Source organism: Mesorhizobium sp. L103C105A0, from assembly GCF_000502215.1.
GTDB lineage: Bacteria > Pseudomonadota > Alphaproteobacteria > Rhizobiales > Rhizobiaceae > Mesorhizobium.
Genome location: NZ_AYXF01000012.1, coordinates 1 through 19,493 on the forward strand (window position 1 = coordinate 1; position 19,493 = coordinate 19,493).

Sequence of the window (19,493 nt, forward strand, 5' to 3'; positions counted from 1 at the left end):
GTTGAAGCGGGTCTCAGTGTAGGTCTTCAAGGTGCCGAGCTCGGTTTCCTGGCCGGTCCAGGTCTTCAGCGAGAAACGGGCCTTTTTGAACCAGGTGTCGTTGCTGCCGCCGTCCTCAACGTCGGCGGACGTCGCGCCGTCGAACGAGCCGACATCACCACCGCCGATGTCGTAGCGGACATAGCCGCCGATGCGCAGGCAGGTTTCGGTGCCGGGGATGTAGAAGTAGCNTTGACGTATTCAGCCGGTTCCGGCTCGGCGACGACGACGGCGTCGGCGGCGCGCGCACCGGAAACTGCGATCAGGGCCGCAGCGGAGCCGAGAAGAAGGCTCTTAATGTTCATTTTCTGACCTCCAGTCAAAAGTTAAAAAACGGGTCTGGGTATTCTTTAGCTGAAGGACAGCGTTCCCTGCCCCATCCCCACTACCGAAAAAGATGCGCACCGCGCCGCTCCTTCGAAATCGACNGCTGAAGGACAGCGTTCCCTGCCCCATCCCCACTACCGAAAAAGATGCGCACCGCGCCGCTCCTTCGAAATCGACATTACGCATCGGATTGCGGTGAGCAACCAAGATCGTCGCGCCAAAAGGCCAATCTGGCTTCTATGACAGCCCCGTGTTGCAGAAACGTCACGTTTTTGCCACTTGAGAAACAATTTGGTAACGAATTGGCGTTGCCTCGGCCCGCCTTTATGATCTTTGTATGGCGCTGGGATGCCTTGCTTAGCAATAGAATCGAGAGCGCAATGACAACCAAAAGACGTTTTTCCAAACTGCGGCACAGGGAAAAGCTTGAAAGCCGCGAAGGCCTGCAGGAGACCCTCTACCTAGCCATTGAGAGCGTGCTCCAAACGGATGGACCGAAGATTCGACTGCCGGCGATGAGGGCTGCGTCTGAGATAGCGGCCATCATCGTATCCCAGATAGTATGTCAGCCAGACGCTATTCAGAGGGCCTTCAAAACCATTGAGGAAGACATTCCAAATTACGCGACGGAGTTTGCGACCGAGTTGACACAGATCGCCTTGGGACAAGTTTCTAGGCGCCTCGTTCGTCTCAAAGCCAGCCGTTCCGAACCGGCAGCAACTCTGAAACTGGCGGACGATTGGGCCGGGCCGGTGGCTGGCCCAACGGAGATCGAGCGTTTCTTCGGAATTCCGCGCTCCACATTATATCGTTGGCAGAAACGAAATGAAGCCGTCGCTCTAAATACCCGGAGCAGCAGCAAGCCCGTATTCCCTTTAAGGCAGTTTGCTGATGGACGGCCGGTCCCTGGCATCGCCGAGGTAATCTCGATCGTTGGTAGTCCACGTCAAGCATGGGAATGGCTCATATCGCCAAACTTTCAACTTAAGGAACAAAGTCCAATCGATGTTCTTCACGCTGGCGACATAAAGGGGGTGGTTTCGGCTGCTCGGAACCTCGCACCGAACGACACCACAGTTATCCCGTTCAAAATCTCAACGTAAGTTTTGGTGGTGCCAACACGAGACTTGGTTGGTCGCGAACAGCTCGCACTCGCCCTCGCCCCTGAGTGCGTTTCGCACAGCGCGCTCCATCGCGACCTGGAATTCATTGGGGTGTAGTTTTTTACTAAATTTCTCTCCCCAACGCCCCGAACGATCGCAACCAACGGTAACCACTTCAAGCAAAATCAAGGGCTTAGTCTTAAGGGCGCGTTAAAGCAGGGTTTATGCACCCTTCTGAAATTCCTTAAGAATTTCTAAAATCCGCTGCCGCCAACTGGGTCCGAAAGCCGCATCCTCGCGGCCTGTCTGCCGCAAAAGGCAGAGGCCCTGGCTACCCCGAATATTTCAATTCTGCTGGATCGAAATGCCCTTGTCGTCGATCTTCAGTTCGACGCCCTTGGGCTTGGTCTGTTCGTGATAGACATATGCACCGAGCGCGATGACCACGACAACGAGCGCGCCGACAAGGAGATAGAGAGTGTTCTGTTTCACGGCGCGCTCCTTTGGCAGCAATTCCAGGAAAGCACAGGCTTTCTCCTGAGGAATTGCGTTGAATGAAACTTAGAGCGTCAAGCTCGCTTCAGAACCTTGACCAGCACCAGCAGGATGACGGCGCCGATCGTGGCGTTGATGATGGCAGCCAGAATGCCGCCGCCGATAGCGAAACCGAGCCTTGGAAATAGCCAGCCGGCGATCAGGGCGCCGATAATGCCGACGATGATGTTGCCGATGAGGCCGAAGCCGAAGCCCGAGACGATGAGGCCGGCGAGCCAGCCGGCAATGGCGCCGATTATGATGAAGATGAGAAGGCTTTCGATGCCCATGACGCGTTCCTCCAGGAAGAGAGGCTACGGAGCGGAAGGCCCCGAATCGGCCTCGATATCAACGACTTCAGGCTATGCGAAAGCAGTTGCACCCGCTAGCGGCGCTCATTGATCGTCGTCATCGTCGCTGGAGACTGGCCGCCAGCTGGTCGGGTCGACCTTTTTCTGGGTATCGCTGTCGGTGTAGACCCACCAGGCGCCGTCGCGATATTGCCCGACGGATTCGCTGACGACGCCGGCGCCGTCCTTCCACAGAACAGTGACCTTGGATCCATCCGTCGGGGCGGTCGCTATCGGTTTGCGGTCTGCCACGTCATCCCCCTCATTGAGTCGACAGAACGCCACGACGCGTGTCTGGTTGCAAGGCTGCCGGAAGCGTTATCTGAAGGCCATCAGCTGTGGGCAAAAATATCCTCTTCGTCCCAACCCATCAAATCGAGCTTGGCACGCGTCGGCAGGAAGCAGAAGCAGGCGTCGGCTTCCTTGGTGCGCCCGTCCCGCGCCAGGCGTCCAGCCAGGACCTCGCGCAGACGGTGCAGATAGAGAACGTCGGAAGCGGCATATTCGAGCTGTTCGGGCGACAGGGTCTCGGCCGCCCAGTCCGACGACTGCTGCGCCTTCGACAGGCCGACGCCAAGCAGTTCGAAGCAGATGTCCTTCAAGCCGTGCCGGTCGGTATAGGTGCGGGTCAGCCGCGAGGCGATCTTGGTGCAGAACACCGGCTCCGGCATGACGCCGAAGGCGTTGTAGAGCACGGCGAGGTCGAAACGGCCGTAGTGGAACAGTTTCGATATGCCGCGGTTGCGCAGCAGGCTGACGAGGTTCGGCGCTTTCTTCTGGCCGGGCGCGATCTGGATCACGTCGGCGGAGCCATCGCCGGGCGAAATCTGCACCACGCACAGCCGGTCGCGGTGCGGGTTCAAGCCCAGCGTCTCGGTATCGATGGCCACCGCGTCGACATTGTAGTGGGCGAGGTCGGGCAGATCGTTCTTGTGGAAGCGGATGTCGGCCATGGTTGTCTCCGGATCGCGGCGTAACTCGTCCTCGCCGCGATCCGCTGAAAAATCAACAAGAAAACTTCCCAGCCTCCTCAGCGCGTCAGCGCATCGAGAATGCGCGCCCAGGAGCGCTGGCCCTTGTGGAAGGAGGTCAGCTCGTATTTCTCGTTGGGCGAGTGGATGCGGTCGTCGTCGAGCCCGAACCCGACCAGCAGCGATTCCATGCCGAGATAGGTCTGAAAGTCGCCGACCACCGGAATGGAACCACCACCGCCCGTGGTCACAGCGGGCTTCGGCCATTCATCCGACAGCGCAGTCTTGGCCTTGGTCAGGAATGGCGAGTCGTAGGAAAGCTGAATTGCCGGCCCGCCGCCATGCGGGTGGAATTCGACCGAACAGTCCCCGGGAATGCGCGCCTCGACGAATTTCCGGAAAGCGGCGCGGATCTTCTCGGGGTCCTGCTTGTGGACGAGGCGGAAGGAGATTTTCGACGACGCTTCCGCCGCGATCACTGTCTTGAACCCCTTGCCGGTATAGCCGCCGATGATGCCGTTGAACTCGGCCGTCGGCCGCGCCCAGGTCAGTTCCATCACCGAGCGGCCTTTTTCGCCCGACGGGATCGAGAGGCCGATCGGTCCGAGGAAGGTTTCGGCGGTCTCGCCCAGAGTTTCCCATGATTTCAGGATCTGCGACGGCGTTTCCTCGACCCCGTCATAGAAGCCGGGAATGGTGATGTGGCCGTTCTCGTCATGGATGTCGGCGAGGATTTTCGCCAGGATGCGGATCGGGTTGGCGGCGGCGCCGCCATAGAGGCCCGAATGCAGGTCGCGATCGGCGGCCTTGACGGTGACCTCCTCGCCGACCATTCCGCGCAGCGAAACGCAGATCGACGGCGTCTCGCGGTCCCACATGCCGGTGTCGCAGACCAGCGCGAAATCGGCCTTGAGCTCATCGGCATTGGCCTCGAGGAACGGCTTGAGCGACGGCGAACCGGACTCCTCCTCGCCCTCGAACAGGATGGTGATGCGGCAGGGCAGATTGCCATGCACCTGCTTCCAGGCGCGGCAGGCCTCGACGAAGGTCATCAGCTGCCCCTTGTCGTCGGCCGAGCCACGGCCGGTGATTACCTTGTGACCGGGCTCGATCTCCTTGACCGCCGGCGCAAACGGGTCGTTCTCCCAAAGCTCGATCGGATCGACCGGCTGCACGTCGTAATGGCCGTAAAACAGCACATGCGGCGAGCCGGCGGGGCCTTCATGGTGCGCAACCACCATCGGGTGTCCCGGCGTGTCGCGCACCGAAGCGTCGAAGCCGATCAGCTTGAGGTCCGCCACCAGCCATTCGGCGGCCTTGCGGCAGTCGGCGGCATAGTCGGAATCGGTCGAGATCGACTTGATGCGAAGCAGGCCGAACAGGCGCTCCAGGCTATGGTCGAGATTTTTATCGAGACGGTCTAGGACGGAGGAAATAGTGGACATTACTGCGGGCCTTTCTTTTCGGTGCCGGGACCGTAAAGGCAGCGCATCAAAACGAAAAGCCCGCGATCGTTGGACCACGGACCGTAAACACTTGTCAGAAGGCAAAAAAGAACCGCCGTGGTGGAGGGGAACCACGGCGGTTTTTACTCGAAACGATGCGGCAGCCCGGAGAGGGGGGATAGGCTGCCGCAATTGTCCGGGATAGGCGGGGGACGGGCCTTGCTCCGGACTCGGCGAAAACTGCCGATGACCTTTATTTGTGTCTCGGATCGTGGCGTTTCAAGGGCACAAAAATTACACTTTTGTAACATAGCCGTGAGCGCCGAGGCAAACAGCAGCAGGGCCTATCGGCAGGCAGGCTCTGTCAGCATGTCGCCGCAACACCTGTTGGAAGCCCGCCTTTGCCATGGACCGCGCCGTCCCGGCGCGCTATCCCTGCCGGCATGAAAAAAGGCGACCATCTCTTCCTTATCGACGGCTCCGGCTACATCTTTCGCGCCTATCATGCGCTGCCGCCGCTGACCCGCAAATCCGATGGGCTGCCGGTCGGCGCGGTCTCCGGCTTCTGCAACATGTTGTGGAAGCTGATGCAGGACGCCCGCAACACCGATGTAGGCATCGTGCCGACGCATTTAGCGGTCATTTTCGATTATTCGTCGAAAACCTTCCGCAATGATCTTTACCCGGAATACAAGGCCAACCGCAACGCACCGCCCGAAGACCTGATCCCGCAATTCGGTCTGATCCGCCAGGCAACCGTGGCCTTCAACCTGCCTTGCATCGAGATCGAAGGCTACGAGGCCGACGACCTCATCGCCACTTATGCCAGGCTGGCGTGCGAGGCCGGCGGCGACACCACTATCATCTCCTCCGACAAGGATCTGATGCAGCTGGTCGGACCCACGGTCGGCATGTACGACCCGATGAAGGACCGCCAGATCGGCATCCCCGAAGTCATCGAGAAATGGGGCGTGCCGCCGGAAAAGATGATCGACCTGCAGGCGCTGACCGGCGACTCCGTCGACAATGTGCCGGGCGTACCCGGCATCGGGCCGAAAACGGCGGCGCAGCTTCTGGAACAGTTCGGCGACCTTGACGGGCTGCTCGCCCGGGCCAGCGAGATCAAGCAGGACAAGAGGCGCGAATCGATCATCGCCAATGCCGACAAGGCGCGCATATCGCGCCAGCTGGTGACGCTGAAGAACGACGTGCCGGTGACCGACGGGCTCGACGATTTCGTGCTGCATGCGCCGGATGGGCCGAAGCTGATCGGCTTTCTCAAAACCATGGAATTCACCTCGCTGACCCGCCGTGTGGCCGAGGCGACCAGCACCGAAGCCGGCGATGTGCAGGCTGTCGCCGTCACCGTCGAGCGCGCCGACACCGCGCACGGCCCCGATGTCGGTTCCGGCATAGCGGCGCCTGCGGCAACACAGGATGAAGCCAAAACCGAAACCGCCAGAGCCGGCGACGCCCCTTCGCTGCTTGCCGCACTTCGCCTGGAAACGGCCGCTGCGGCCAAAATCGATCCCGCCGCCTATGTCGCCATCCGCGACACGGCGACGCTCAAGACATGGCTGGCCCAAGCCAAGGAGACCGGCATCGTCGCCTTCGACACCGAAACCACGTCTTCCGATCCGATGCTGGCCGACCTCATCGGTTTCTCTCTGGCGATCGGCCCCGGCCGCGCCGCCTATGTGCCGCTCGCCCACAAGAGCGGCGCCGGCGACCTGCTCGGCGGCGGCACGCTGGAGAACCAGATTCCGATCCGCGAGGCGCTGGCGCTGCTGAAGCCGCTGCTGGAAGACAAATCGGTGCTCAAGATCGCCCAGGACGCCAAATACGACATCGTCGTCATGAGCCGCCACGGCATCGATATCGCACCCTTCGACGACACGATGTTGATTTCCTATGTGCTCGACGCCGGCACCGGCCACCACACTTTGTCCTCGCTCGCCGACAAATGGCTCGGCCATGCCACGACGCCGCTCAAGGATCTCGCCGGTTCCGGCAGAAGCTCGGTCGGCTTCGACCAGGTCGACATCGACCGGGCGACCGCCTACGCCGCCGGCCATGCCGACGTGGCGCTGCGGCTGTGGCAGGTGCTGAAGCCCCGACTTGCCGCCAAGGGCCTGGTCTCGGTCTATGAGCGGCTGGAGCGGCCGCTGGTGCCGGTGCTGGCGCGGATGGAGCAGCGCGGCATCTCGGTCGACCGCCAGATCCTGTCGCGGCTCTCCGGCGAGCTGGCGCAAGGCGCCGCACGCCTGGAAGAGGAAATCTACGGCCTTGTCGGCGAGCGCATCAACATCGGGTCGCCAAAGCAGCTGGGCGACATCCTGTTCGGCCGCATGGGCCTGCCCGGCGGCTCCAAGACCAAGACCGGGCAATGGTCGACTTCCGCGCAGCTTCTGGAGGATCTCGCCGCCGAAGGCCACGAACTGCCGCGCAAGATCGTCGACTGGCGCCAGCTGACCAAGCTGAAATCGACCTACACCGACGCGCTGCCGGGCTTCATCCATCCCGACACCAGGCGCGTCCACACCTCCTATGCGCTGGCCGCGACGACGACGGGCCGGCTTTCCTCATCCGATCCCAATCTGCAGAACATCCCGGTGCGCACCGCGGAGGGACGCAAGATCAGGACGGCCTTCATCGCCGACAAGGGCCAGAAACTGGTCTCGGCCGACTACAGCCAGATCGAACTGCGCGTGCTTGCCCACGTCGCCGAGATCCCGCAACTGAAGCAGGCCTTCGCCGATGGCGCCGACATCCACGCCATCACCGCCTCGGAAATGTTCAACGTGCCGGTCGAAGGCATGCCTTCCGAAGTGCGCCGCCGCGCCAAGGCAATCAATTTCGGCATCATCTACGGCATCTCGGCCTTTGGGCTGGCCAACCAGCTGTCGATCCCGCGCGAGGAGGCCGGCGCCTACATCAAGAAATACTTCGAGCGTTTCCCCGGCATCCGCGACTATATCGAGGCAACAAAAGCCTATGCCCGCGAGCATGGCTTCGTCGAAACCATCTTCGGCCGCCGCATCCACTATCCTGAGATCCGGTCGTCAAACCCGCCGATCCGTGCCTTCAACGAGCGCGCCTCGATCAACGCCAGGCTGCAAGGCACCGCTGCCGATATCATCCGCCGCGCCATGGTGCATATGGACGAGGCGCTGGAAAAGGCCGGCCTGTCCGCCCGCATGCTCTTGCAGGTGCATGACGAATTGATCTTCGAGACGGTTGAAGCGGAAGTCGAGGCGACGATCCCCGTGGTGCGCAGGGTGATGGAGAACGCGCCGATGCCGGCCATCTCGATGTCGGTGCCGCTGCATGTCGATGCCCGCGCAGCGAACAACTGGGACGAGGCGCATTGAAGGTGCGATGATTGTCTTTGTCACCGGAGACCTGCTGGCCGCCCAGGAAAGCTATATCGCTCAAGGCGTGGCAGAGGGCAATCAAGAGGGCCTTGGCACCGGACTTGCGCTGAAGATTTCGAAAAAGTGGCCGAATGTGCAGGCTGCGTTCAAGAAATATGCTCGGACCGGCAGGTTTATTGGGGGTCATATCTGGACATTGGAGCCAGACGGCAATCAGCCGGGCTTCATTTATCTGGCAACCCAGCCAGATATGTATCACGCCACGCTTCCCTATTTACGGAAAGCAGTTCGCGGGCTTGTGAAATGGGCCGACAAAAACCGGGTAGAATCCATCGCCTTGCCAAAAATCGGGTCTGGCCTTGGCAAATTATCTTGGCTCGACGAGGTGAAACCCCTGCTTATGGAGCAGCTAACACCTGGGCCTACGCGGTACGTCGTCTATGAGACATTCTTGAACGAATTCGAGAATAGCGCACCGCCTCGGCTCAAGTAGGAAGCAAGCTAAGCCGCCTCAGCCAGGCACTTGGCACACGTCCCGCGAAACTCGATCACCGCCTTCTTCGCAGCAAACCCGGTCGAGCGCACCCATTCGTCCAGCCGATGGTCGACGTCATGGTCGGACATCTCCATCACCTGCCCGCATGTGTCGCAGATAGCGAAGGCTGTCATCGAATGCGTATGGTCGTGCGGTTCGGCGCAGGCGACGAAGGAGTTGAGGCTTTCCAACCGGTGCACGAAGCCTGACTTCACCAGGCTGTCGAGTGCCCGGTAAACCTGTAGCGGCGCGCGGAAACCGCGCTCGCGCAGCTGGTCGAGAAGCGTATAGGCGCTGAGCGGTCCGCTGGCGGCCTCGAGCTTTTCGAGTACGCTCAGCTGATTCTTCGTCAGCACATCCCTTGCCGCCATGATCCCGTTTTCCGATCGTTTAGAGCATGATGCCGAAAAGTGTGGAGCGGTTCTCGGACGACATCACGTTCCATCTGTTTGATCCAGCGCCGCTCGCAAATCATTTCTGCCATGCGACGGTCTCAATTCCCTTGAGATAGCGATGAAGCAGGCTTTTTGCCACTGTTTCCGTTATCGCCATCGACACCATGACCACCACCGCCGATTGACGGCACCGACCACATTCAAAATACTGACAAAATTCGCGAGGAAAGGTGCCGCACTTGCAAATTCGATCGGGCTTGGGGAAGCAATTATGATCAAACTGACACGACGGACGCTGCTCGTCGGCACGTCGGCGCTTGTGGTTGCCGGTACGGTTTCGTTCCGTGCCCTCGCCGCCTCGCGCACCTATCACGCGCTGCTGGTTGCCTGCACCGACTATCCGAACCTGCCGCAGAAGAACTGGCTGATCGGGCCGAAGAACGATGCCGGCCTGGTGCGCGACTATCTCCTGAAGAACACGCCCGATCCGGTGAAGTTCTCGGCCGAGAATGTGATCCTGCTCGCCAAGGACGTCGAAGGCGCCAACGGCCCGCCGACGCATGCGGCGATCAAGGCCGCCCTTGCCGACCTCGCCGGCAAGGTGCAACGCGACGATTTCGTCTATCTGCATCTGTCGGGCCACGGCGCCCAGCAGCCGCAAGCCAAGGCCGGTGACGAGACCGACGGCCTCGACGAGATTTTCCTGCCGTCCGATATCGACAAATGGATCAACCGCGAAGAGGGCGTGCCGAACGCGCTGGTCGACAACGAAGTCGGCGCCGCACTCGACGCCATCCGCGACAAGGGCGCCTTTGTCTGGGTGGTGTTCGACTGCTGCCATTCCGGCACCGCGACGCGCGCCGCGGAAGTCGATGACGAACTGGAGCGCAAGGTCGAGTTCGCCGACCTCGTCGGCGGCGACGACGCGGCGAGAGCAGCCGCGGTGAAGGCCTATGACGACATCTCGGCAAGCCCATCGCGCGGTTTCGACGAGAATGGCGGCCGCAAGCCGGCCTTCAACCTGACGCCGACCGGCGCAGAGCCAATCGCCCGGGGCAAGCTGGTCGCCTTCTATGCCGCGCAGACGGTCGAGACGACGCCGGAAATGCCGCTGCCCAAGGGCACGCCCGACGCGCCGCGCTTCGGCCTGTTCACCTTCACGATCCTGTCGAAATTGGCCGAGAACCCCAACGTCACCTATCGCCAGCTCGGCCAGGCCGTGCTGCAGCAATATTCGGCCGATGGCCGCACAAGGCCGACGCCCCTGTTCGAGGGCGAACTGGACGCCCGCGTGTTCGGCACCGACAAGACCGACGCCGTCATGCAATGGCCGATTGCCGTCAAGGACGGCGATGCCGCGATCGGCGCCGGGCTGCTGCAGGGTCTGACCCCCGGCAGCAAGCTCGCCATTTTGCCTTCGGCGCTGTCGAAGCTCTCCGACGCCGTCGGCTATCTCGAAGTGAAATCGGCAAAAAACCTCGAAAGCCAGCTCGCACCGGTCGAATTCGACGGCAAGCCGGCGCTTGCGCCGACGGCGGTGCCCGCCGGCGCCTATGCGCGCGTTGCCGAACTCGCAGTCGACTACAAGCTGCTGGTGGCAAAGCCGGCGCCGACCGCAGGGCTCGAAAAAGAAACCGAGCTGGTCAATTCGGTTCTGGACGAATTGGTGGCGAAGCCGAAGTCCGGCTTTCACATCGCGCTGGTCGAGCCCGGCAAGAGCGCCGATCTGCGGCTTGCGGTGCTGCGCGAAAAATCCATGGACGGCGCTGCCGCCAACGCCAGCGACGAACCGGCGCTGTGGTTCCTGCCGGCGTCCGGCGACATCAGCTTGAAGGACGGCAGCAAGCCGCCGCGCGTCGTCATCCATCAGGATGGCCGCGACAAGCTTGCGGAAAACACAGCCAAGACCCTGACCACGATCTTCCGCGCCACCGGCCTGTCGCGGCTCGCCGCGGCGTCCGACTACCGGCCGGACGAGGTCAGCGTCCAGTTCCTGATCAAGCGCCAGGACAGCGATGCGCTGGAGCCGATCGAATCGTCAACGGTGCCGCGCGTTTCGCCGGGCGATCAGGTACACATTGCGGCCAAGAACGAGTCCGACGAGTTCGTCGACATCAACGTGCTGTATATCGGCAGCGACTATTCGATCACCCACATCGTCGCCGAGCGGCTGGCCCCGATCAATCAGCAGGCCGATCAGGGCCTGAAGGAAGGGCTGCTCGCCTTCACCGACACCAGCTTCGGCATGGAGCGAATGATTGCCGTGCTGACCGAGGCGCCGCCGCAAAGCGAGAAAGAGGATCTGAGCTTTCTTGCCCAGGAAGGCGTGCGCGCCGTGACGCGTGCCGCATCGGGAACGCCTGGTTTTTCCGACATGCTGGCCGACATCGGCATGGCACCGGCAACGCGCTCCGTGATGCGGCTTGCCGACAAGAGCGGTCCCAAAGGCGCGGTGATGATCTTCCCGATGGAGACGGTGCCCCGCGCCTGACCTGACATTGCTTCGCCGGCTCTTGTAGGCGTGATATATGAACATTCCCGGCTCGCGACACCTCTATGCGCCGCGGCTGGATGCAACAGATGAGGACATCAGTGACTATCCCCGTGCTCTCCTGGCGTGCAGCGACGGCCGGCCTTGCCGGCAGCCTGTTGCTGGTTGCCAGCGCCTCGGCGGACGAGAATTGCGGCCTGTGCGCCAAGCAGATCGTCACCAATTCCGAGCTCGCCACCTGCTTTCTCGACCAGTACGACCAGATCGCCAAGACCGGCAACACGGCCGTTGTCGTCGATCTCTCCAGCTGCGCCTCGCGCGGCGTGGTCGAGCCCTTGCCGTCACCCAGCAAGGCGGCTGCCGAACCGGACGTGCAGTTCATGATTTCGCGCACGCAGCTCGATTGCCTGAAAAAGAAGCTGGAGACACCCGGCATCGTGCTCGATCCCACCGCCATCATCCAACTGGACAGCTGCGGATGAAAAAGCCGGGGGGCACTGCAACGCAGAAATCGCCGACCACATCGGCGCCTCCGCCGGCCAAGAAGCCGGCGACCTTGCCCGAAACCACCGAAGGCTTTCCGTGGCCGAGCAGTCACGAGATCAAGAAGGAAGCCAACCCCTTCACCGACCGCGACTGGCGCATGCTGATCTACGCCTGGTCGGGTCTCGCCGTGCGCCTGGCGATCATCTTCACCCTGGCCTTCTCGGTCTTCCAGTTTCTGGCAAACCAGGAACAGAAGCGCGTCGAGCAGACGATGTCGCTGGTCGAGCTTTGGGAAAGCAAGGATTTTCAGCAGGCGCAGCGCGCGCTCAAGGAGCGCCTCTCGTCGCTCAACGCCAAATACGACAATCTGCTCAGCGCCACGCCGTCGCCGACCGAGGAACAGGTCTTCCGGCAACGCATTGGCATCGAGGCGATGACTGCCGGCGGCGGCACCATGCCGATCGCCGATTTCAACGACAATTTTGATCGCATCGTCTATTTCCTCAATCGTCTCTCCATCTGTGTTGAGGGCAAGCTCTGTTCGCGCGATGTCGCCGATGCCTATTTCCGCGACTATGCGGTGTCGTTCTGGAGCTATTTTGCCGGCTACATCGAAAAAGAACGCAAGGCCGGTTCCGCCAATTATGCCCAGGCGATCGAGAATTATGTGCGTCACGGGTCGCCGCCGCCCGCCGACTCCAAATAGCGGCGCAACAAGGTGCCGGGCAGCTCCCATCCCTTTCGTGCTATCCGGTGGCTAATCCTGGTCGGTCTTCTGGCGTTAACGTCAACCGCCGGTGCCGAGGACCTCGATTTCCATCTCGATCTCAACACCGGCGGCCACAGCGCCAGGGTCACCGATCTTGCCTTCACGCCGGACGGCGAGGGACTGGTCTCGGCGTCCGATGACAAGACCATCCGCATCTGGGACTGGCAGAGCGGGGTGACGCTCCGCACCATTCGCGGCTATCTTGGCAATGGCAATGACGGCAAGGTCTTTGCGATTGCCGTGTCGCCGGATGGCAAGACGATCGCCGCCGGCGGTTATTTCGGCGCCGGCATCGGCGACAAGCCCCCTTATGGCGATATCAGGCTGTTCGATTTCGCCACCGGCAAGATCAGAACCGTGCTCAAGGCCGCCGACTATGCCATCTATGATGTCGCCTTTTCACCCGACGGAAACACGCTCGCCGCCGGCGGTGGCGATGGTTTCGTCTACCTCTGGCGGGCGGACGACAAATCCGCGTCGGGCTGGACGCTGGCGGAAAAATTCGATGCCGATTCCTGGCGTGTAGAAAAGCTCGCCTTCGCCGCTGCGGGAACCCGGCTGGCAGCGACGACCACCGACAATGGCATCCGGCTCTGGGACGTCGCCAAGTCAGAGGAAATCGCTTTGCCCGCCGAGGCCGAACCGCTGCGCGATGTCGGCGTCGCCGCACTCGCCGTGTCATTGGATGGCAGGCTGTTCGCCACCGGCAGCAAGGACGGCGACGTCCAGCTCTGGCAGGCCAGCACGGGCAAATTCGTCCGCGCCATGCCGAAGCAGGATTTCCAGATCGGCGCTCTGAGCTTCGCGACGGGTTCGCGGCTTGTGGCGTCATGCAGCTATCGCTGCGCCGACAAGCATCGCTCGGTGATCTGGAATACCGACAGCGGCGAGCAACTGCTCGACTATAACGGCCATGACGGCACGGTCTTTGCTGGCGCCGGCAATGCCGACGGCTCGCTGGTGGCGACAGCCGGCGGCACCCGCAACGGCATCCAGGTCTGGAACCCCATGACCGGCGAGCGCAAGGCGCTGCTGCAAGGGGTCGGCGAACCCGTGACGGCGATCGGGATCGATGCGGCGAGCAACTCCATCGCTTGGGGCAACACCAACCCCTGCCCTGAACGCGTGTCCTGTCCCGAGCTGCAGGGCACGCTGGACAAGGTACTGGCACTACCGACGGCCGAGCGGTTCTTCGAAGACCCGGTGGCGTTGGCGGAACAGGGCGCCTATGCCCGCGCGGCACTCGCAGAGGGTGAGTGGTCGCTCCGTGCTGCCCCCGGCGGCAAGGACGGCCTGGAGAATGCCGTGCTCGAAATCGCGAGCGGCGGAAAGGTGATGCACAGCATCGAGAATGCCGCCACCAATGGCTTCGTCCATTCGGCTTACACGCTGATCGGCAATGGGCTTGGCCTGATCACCGGCGGCAGCGACGGCACGCTGTTGGAATACAAAACCGCGACCGCCGATGTATCGGGTGAATTCACCGGCCACACCGGCGAGATCAACGCCATGGTTGCCGCCGAGAAGGAAGGGCTGTTGGTCACCGGCAGCGCCGACCAGACCGTGCGGTTGTGGAATTTGAAGAGCCACAAACTGATCGTGTCGATGTTCTTCGCCGGTTCCGAATGGATCGCCTGGATGCCGCAGGGCTACTATTATTCCTCCGCCGACGGCGACAAGTTGATAGGCTGGCACGTCAATCAGGGTCGCGACCACGAAGGGCGTTTCATCAGCGCCGGCCAGCTGAAGAAATATCTCTGGAGCCCGGAAATGGTGCGCCGGGCCATCATCCTGCGCAGCGCCGAACAGGCGGTCCAGGAAATGCGCCCCGGCGTCGACCGCGAGCTGGAAAAGCTGCTCGAGCGCAAACCGCCGGAATTCGGCATCAAGCTTGCCGCCGACCAGAGCAACGTCCGCGAGGGCTATGTCGCCGTCGAGATTTCGGGCGCGCAGGAAGCCGGCGCCGATGTCGCCGGATTTTCGATCCTGTCGGACAGCCGCAATGTCGGCGATGTCACCGCTCGGTCAATCGATGGCGGCAAGAGCACCATCGTCGAAGTGCCGGTCGAGAATGGCGAAAATACCATTCGCATCACCGGCACCAACGAGTTCGGCTATCTGACCGAGCGCAGTGTCACAGCGCTTGCCAGGAAAACCGAAAATCCAGCCAACAAGGGCAAGCTCTACGTCGCCGTGATCGGCGTCGACAAATATCCTTTCCTCACCGATGCATGCGCCGGCCACGCCTGCGATCTGCGCTATCCCGTCGATGACGCCACCGAATTCCTCAAGGTGATCTCGCAGAAATCCGCGCCCTTGTTTTCGGCGATGGAGACGCTGGTTCTGGTCAACCGCGAAGCGCTGGATGAGGCGCCCGATACCGGCAAGGACGTGTTCAAGGTCGCCAGCGCCGACACCATCCTGGAACCGGATTCCGACACCATCGACGACCAGCTCGCCGATTTCCTCGACAAACCCGGCGAGAACGACACCACCATCATTTTCGTCGCCGGTCACGGCATCAACATCGACGAAGACTATTATTTCATCCCCACGGACGGCCGCAAACAGGATCCCGACCGCTGGAAGCGCTCCTCGCTGGTCGACTGGGGCGACATCCAGAAATCGGTTGAGCGGGCCAAGGGCATGCGCTTCATGCTGCTCGACACCTGCCACGCCGCCAACGCCTTCAACCCGCGCCTGGAAAAAGACGCGCAGGACGCACGCATCGTCGTCTTCTCGGCCACCGCTGCCAACAACACCGCCGCCGAACTGCCCGAGCTCGGCCATGGCGTCTTCACCTATTCGATCCTCGAAGGCCTGCGCGGCCGGGCCAAGACCTCCGACGGCGGCGTGACGCTGTTCGGCCTCGCCGACTACATTTCGCGCGAAGTGCTGCGGCTGACCGCGTCCAAGCAGAAGCCGTTCTACTATGTCGGCGGCGTGGAGAACATTGTGCTGGCTGAGCCGTGAGAGGTCGGCACCCAGGCACCCACCTCTGGCCTGCCGGCCATCTCCCCCGCAAGGGGGGAGATCAGTCTCTTCATTGCTGGAGATCTATTTTCAAGGTTGATGATTGGCGAAAGTCGAGGCGACATCCAATCTCCCCCCTTGCGGGGGAGATGTCCGGCAGGACAGCGGGGGGTGCCTGGGCACGGACCAGCATTCTGGTCTTTGCCACCGCCTTGCTTATCCTCTCAGTGCTTCAAGCGTCTGCCGCCCCCATCACCTGCCCGCCCGGCGACACAAACTTCCCGTCCTTCTACTCCGACCCCACACTCTTCACCGACGCCATCGCCGCCGTCGCCAGAATCGAGCCGTCCAACCAACGCCTCACCGGCATCACAGTCCCCCACCACCTGCTCGTCGCAGATCTCGTCGCACTCGGTTTCCACGCCGCGTCCGGCTTCCGCTACAAGCGCATCGTCATCCTGTCGCCGGACCATTTCCACGAGACGCAGAAACTCTTCGCCACGACGCCGCGCGGTTTTGAAACAGTGCTCGGTCCAGTCCAGGCCGACACGGAAGCCGTGCACCTTCTGGAAGCGAACCGCGACATGGTCGAAGACTCCTGCCTGTTCGCCAGGGAGCATGGCGTGCAGGCGATGCTGCCTTTCCTGCATCACTATTTCCCCGAAGCTGAAATCGTGCCGGTGGCGATGTCGGTCAAAGCCAAGCGAGCCGACTGGGACCGGCTGGCGCAGGCGCTGAAAGCGATCGTCGACAAGGACACGCTGATCGTCGAATCCACCGATTTCTCCCACTATCTGCCGCAGCACGAAGCCAGGCGTTTCGACCAGCAGACGCTCAACATGCTCGCCGCCGGGTCGCTCGACGGCATCGCGGCGCTGCGCCAGCCGGGTCACGCCGATTCGGTCGGTGCGCTCTATATCCAGACCAGGCTGCAGCGCGAACTGTTCGGTGCTGCGCCGCTGGTCGTCGCCAACGAGAACTCGCAGGCGCATTCAAGCGACTATGTCGAGCGCACCACCAGCTATGTCGTGGCGCTGTTCGGCGCCTTCGGCCCCGGCTTCAACAATCCTGCCCGTCCCGACGACAAGCTCTACTATTTCGCGGGCGACGTGAATTTCGCCCGCGCCATGAAGAAGATCCTGGTCCGCGACGGTGTTGCCGAGAAGATCGTCGAAAGCGTGCTGGCCCTGACCCGCTCGCGGCCGCTGATCGTCAATCTCGAAGGCGTGATCCTGCCCAACGTCCCTGAGGCGATCGACGACATGACGCTGGCCATGCCCGCAGACCTCGCCATCGACATGCTCAAGAAATTGCATGTCGCCGCTGTCAGCCTGGCCAACAATCACGCCTACGACCTCGGCCCGTCAGGCTATGCCGAGACGCTGGCCGCACTCGATGCGGCCGGCATCGCCCATTTCGGGCAGGGCGAGACGCTGGCGCTTGCCGATCTCGACCTGGTCGGGCTGACCGACATCGATACCAACGGCTCCAGGAACACCGACCTTCTGACGCCTGCTTTGCTCGACCGGCTGCTGCACGACAATGCCGAGCGGCCGGTGATTGCCTTCGTCCATTGGGGCCGCGAGTACAAGACGGAGCCGTCGCCGCGCGAGGAGATGCTTGCCGACCAGATGCGGCTGCGCGGTGTCACGGCAATCGTCGGCGGTCATCCACATGTATCGAGCGAGGCGATCCTGCCGCTCGGCGGCGGCGATGTTGCGGAGATCTATTCGCTCGGCAATTTCCTGTTCGACCAGAAAGCCGAACGATCGTCCGGGTCGATGCTGGAACTCAGGGTGTTCAGCCAGGACACGATCTTTGCCCGGCTGATCCCGCTGCCCAATTTTTTCGAGATGGGCTCGAAATGACGCGATTCCCGAAAGGACGTGACAGGACCTCAACAGCCTTGCAGATCTTCCGGCAGATAGCAGACCGCCGGCTTGGTGCTGGTTTCGAACAGCGACTGCTTCGGCCTGAAATAGAAGAACGTGGCCGGCTTGCTCTCACGTGTGCTGCCATCGGCGAAATGGGCGGCGATGCTGAAGCGATGGATCGACGACATTGACGACCACATTTTCAGCCGTGCCGTGTAGGCGCTGAGATTCTTGTTGCCGCGCACCGGCATGGGGATGCTGTAATCGGTCTTGCCGATCGGAAATTCGATGTTCTGGTAGCGCAGCGCTTCGGGCGACGCGCCGCCGCCATCGCCGCATTCGGCGAGCGATTCTGGGACCTCGATGCTGACCAGCGAGACGATGACGCGAAACGGCTCGCTCTGCTGGTAGACAGCGCCCTGATCGTCCGCCCAGGAATAATCGAGCTTGCCAATCCCGGTCACGCTCATTTTCTCGACGCTGCCGCTGATGTAATCGGCAACGTCGCCGAACTTGACCTTGTTGGCCACCTGGGCGCGGCAGACATCCAGGCTGTCCCTTGACGGGCAGGTGAAGCGCTCGGTCTCGAGCGTGGTTGTGTCGACGCCGGCTTCAGTCAGCACGTCCTTGATCGAGACGTCGACGCCATCGCCGAAAGTGCCGATGTCCTTCGTGAACATGCGGCTCGGCTCGCCGGTCGCGTTGTCCTCCTCGTCGGTCCTGGTGAACTGGATCGACATCTTCATGTCTTTCACGTCGCCCCAGCCATTGTTGACGATCGAGAAGTCGGGGCGGAAGCCGACGCAGCCATAGTGCTCGCTGATCGACAGCATCGGCTTGCGGTAGGCCTCGCTCGCGGCCACCTTCATTTCCAGGCTGTCGATCTTGACCCTCGACTGGTCGGTGGTCTTGAGGTCGACTTCGGCGAAGGCCGGCGCCGTCTCCCAGTCCATGCCTTCATAGACATTGCCGGTACGAATCTCTCCGGTGCCGTTCCAGGCATCGTTGTACTGGTCCGACACCGGATAGATCGCGATGTCTTCGTCGCGCACCAGATGCTGGTACTGCATGTCGGCCTGCTGCGTCATGCGCTGGTCGACGGCAATGCCGATCTCGACCTTGTCGGCGGAACCGCCGCCGGTCTGCGCCTTGAGCAACCCGCCCACTCTGGCATCGGCCAGCACGTCGGGGCGCGCACCGCCGATCTCCTTGCCCATCGCCCATTGCGACCAGTAGACGGTGCCGCCGGACAGCCGGGTGCGGCCCTTGCCGTCCTTCAGCCCATCGGCAAAAGAGCCGACGAATATCTCGCCTGTCTTCGTCTCCAGCCTGCCCTCGCCATTCGGCACACCGGCCCTGAATTGCCCTTCATAGCGATTGCCGTCGGCATCGACATGGATCGCATGGCCGTAGAGCTGGCCGGCGACCCAACGGCCGTCGAGAATCTCGCCTGAACGCAGCTCCAGCCGGCCTTGTCCTTCGGGGCGGCCATTCCTGATCTCGCCGAAATAGCTGGAATAGATCGTCTTGGGGTCATAGCTCGCCGAGCCGCGTACGCGCCAGACCAGCCTGCCCTTGCCGTTGACGGTGCCGTCGGCTGCGACGGTGCGGTCCGGCGACACGCCGGCTGCCGGCTCCCAGGTGAAATCAAGACCCAATTCCGGGTGGGAATCCCAGACCCGTACATTCTTGCGCAGCACCGAACGTGTTTCGCTTTTATAGAGGATTTGCACCCGCTCGGCCCAGGCGCCATCGGGTGTGGCACCGCCTTGATCGGCCATAGCGGAAAAGCATGTCAGTGCGGCCAGCATGGATGCAGCCGCCATC

The 19,493-nt window shown here is 62.0% G+C and carries 15 protein-coding genes and 1 pseudogene; 8 read left to right on the forward strand and 8 right to left on the reverse strand.

Annotated features, from left to right (window positions below):
- Positions 1-344 (reverse strand): annotated as a pseudogene (locus X727_RS1000000167020) (porin); the annotation flags it as partial.
- A 402-nt stretch (positions 345-746) separates the two neighbouring features.
- Between X727_RS1000000167020 and X727_RS1000000165725 the strand changes: the two are divergent.
- Complete coding sequence (locus X727_RS1000000165725; RefSeq protein WP_155923608.1) at positions 747-1,469, forward strand: hypothetical protein; 723 nt, start codon at positions 747-749, stop codon at positions 1,467-1,469.
- A 345-nt stretch (positions 1,470-1,814) separates the two neighbouring features.
- Here X727_RS1000000165725 and X727_RS1000000167025 read toward each other — a convergent pair whose 3' ends face one another.
- The 5 genes from X727_RS1000000167025 to X727_RS140170 form a co-directional block, all read right to left on the reverse strand.
- A complete protein-coding gene (locus X727_RS1000000167025) occupies positions 1,815-1,961 on the reverse strand; it encodes a hypothetical protein (RefSeq protein ID WP_023686592.1) in 147 nt (48 codons plus the stop codon).
- A gap of 77 nt (positions 1,962-2,038) precedes the next feature.
- On the reverse strand, positions 2,039-2,293 hold the full coding sequence (locus X727_RS140185; protein WP_023704219.1) for a GlsB/YeaQ/YmgE family stress response membrane protein: 255 nt from the start codon (positions 2,291-2,293) through the stop codon (positions 2,039-2,041).
- A 105-nt stretch (positions 2,294-2,398) separates the two neighbouring features.
- Complete coding sequence (locus X727_RS140180) at positions 2,399-2,605, reverse strand: hypothetical protein (RefSeq protein ID WP_023683046.1); 207 nt, start codon at positions 2,603-2,605, stop codon at positions 2,399-2,401.
- A gap of 80 nt (positions 2,606-2,685) precedes the next feature.
- Positions 2,686-3,306, reverse strand: coding sequence for a ribonuclease D (locus X727_RS140175; protein WP_023835012.1), 621 nt, complete (start codon positions 3,304-3,306; stop codon positions 2,686-2,688).
- Between the two features lie 77 nt (positions 3,307-3,383).
- Positions 3,384-4,769, reverse strand: coding sequence for a M20/M25/M40 family metallo-hydrolase (locus X727_RS140170; RefSeq protein ID WP_023835013.1), 1,386 nt, complete (start codon positions 4,767-4,769; stop codon positions 3,384-3,386).
- A 443-nt stretch (positions 4,770-5,212) separates the two neighbouring features.
- Between X727_RS140170 and polA the strand changes: the two genes are divergently transcribed.
- On the forward strand, positions 5,213-8,140 hold the full coding sequence (gene polA, locus X727_RS140165) for a DNA polymerase I (protein ID WP_023835014.1): 2,928 nt from the start codon (positions 5,213-5,215) through the stop codon (positions 8,138-8,140).
- Between the two features lie 7 nt (positions 8,141-8,147).
- Positions 8,148-8,636 carry a macro domain-containing protein gene (locus X727_RS140160; protein WP_023691986.1) on the forward strand — a complete coding sequence of 163 codons (489 nt, stop codon included), beginning with the start codon at positions 8,148-8,150 and terminating at the stop codon, positions 8,634-8,636.
- Positions 8,637-8,644: 8 nt separating this feature from the next.
- Here the strand turns inward: X727_RS140160 and X727_RS140155 are convergent, their stop codons facing one another.
- Positions 8,645-9,049 (reverse strand): Fur family transcriptional regulator, encoded by a 405-nt coding sequence (locus tag X727_RS140155; protein WP_023669789.1) that lies wholly within the window; start codon positions 9,047-9,049, stop codon positions 8,645-8,647.
- A gap of 295 nt (positions 9,050-9,344) precedes the next feature.
- Here X727_RS140155 and X727_RS140150 point away from each other — a divergent pair, with 295 nt between their 5' ends.
- The 5 genes from X727_RS140150 (at position 9,345) to amrB (ending at position 17,660) form a co-directional block, all read left to right on the forward strand.
- A complete protein-coding gene (locus X727_RS140150) occupies positions 9,345-11,564 on the forward strand; it encodes a caspase family protein (protein WP_023835015.1) in 2,220 nt (739 codons plus the stop codon).
- 89 nt (positions 11,565-11,653) lie between these two features.
- Positions 11,654-12,046, forward strand: coding sequence for a hypothetical protein (locus X727_RS140145; RefSeq protein WP_031196013.1), 393 nt, complete (start codon positions 11,654-11,656; stop codon positions 12,044-12,046).
- The gene (locus X727_RS140140) at positions 12,043-12,756 is read left to right on the forward strand and encodes a hypothetical protein (RefSeq protein WP_023835016.1); all 714 of its coding nucleotides are present in this window, start codon (positions 12,043-12,045) and stop codon (positions 12,754-12,756) included. The genes X727_RS140145 and X727_RS140140 overlap by 4 nt, the downstream gene beginning before the upstream one ends.
- Positions 12,757-12,768: 12 nt before the next feature.
- A complete protein-coding gene (locus X727_RS140135; protein ID WP_023835017.1) occupies positions 12,769-15,792 on the forward strand; it encodes a caspase family protein in 3,024 nt (1,007 codons plus the stop codon).
- A gap of 149 nt (positions 15,793-15,941) precedes the next feature.
- Positions 15,942-17,660, forward strand: coding sequence for an AmmeMemoRadiSam system protein B (gene amrB / locus X727_RS140130; RefSeq protein ID WP_023835018.1), 1,719 nt, complete (start codon positions 15,942-15,944; stop codon positions 17,658-17,660).
- A gap of 29 nt (positions 17,661-17,689) precedes the next feature.
- Here amrB and X727_RS140125 read toward each other — a convergent pair whose 3' ends face one another.
- Complete coding sequence (locus X727_RS140125; protein WP_245274205.1) at positions 17,690-19,492, reverse strand: hypothetical protein; 1,803 nt, start codon at positions 19,490-19,492, stop codon at positions 17,690-17,692.
- Position 19,493 lies beyond the last annotated feature (1 nt).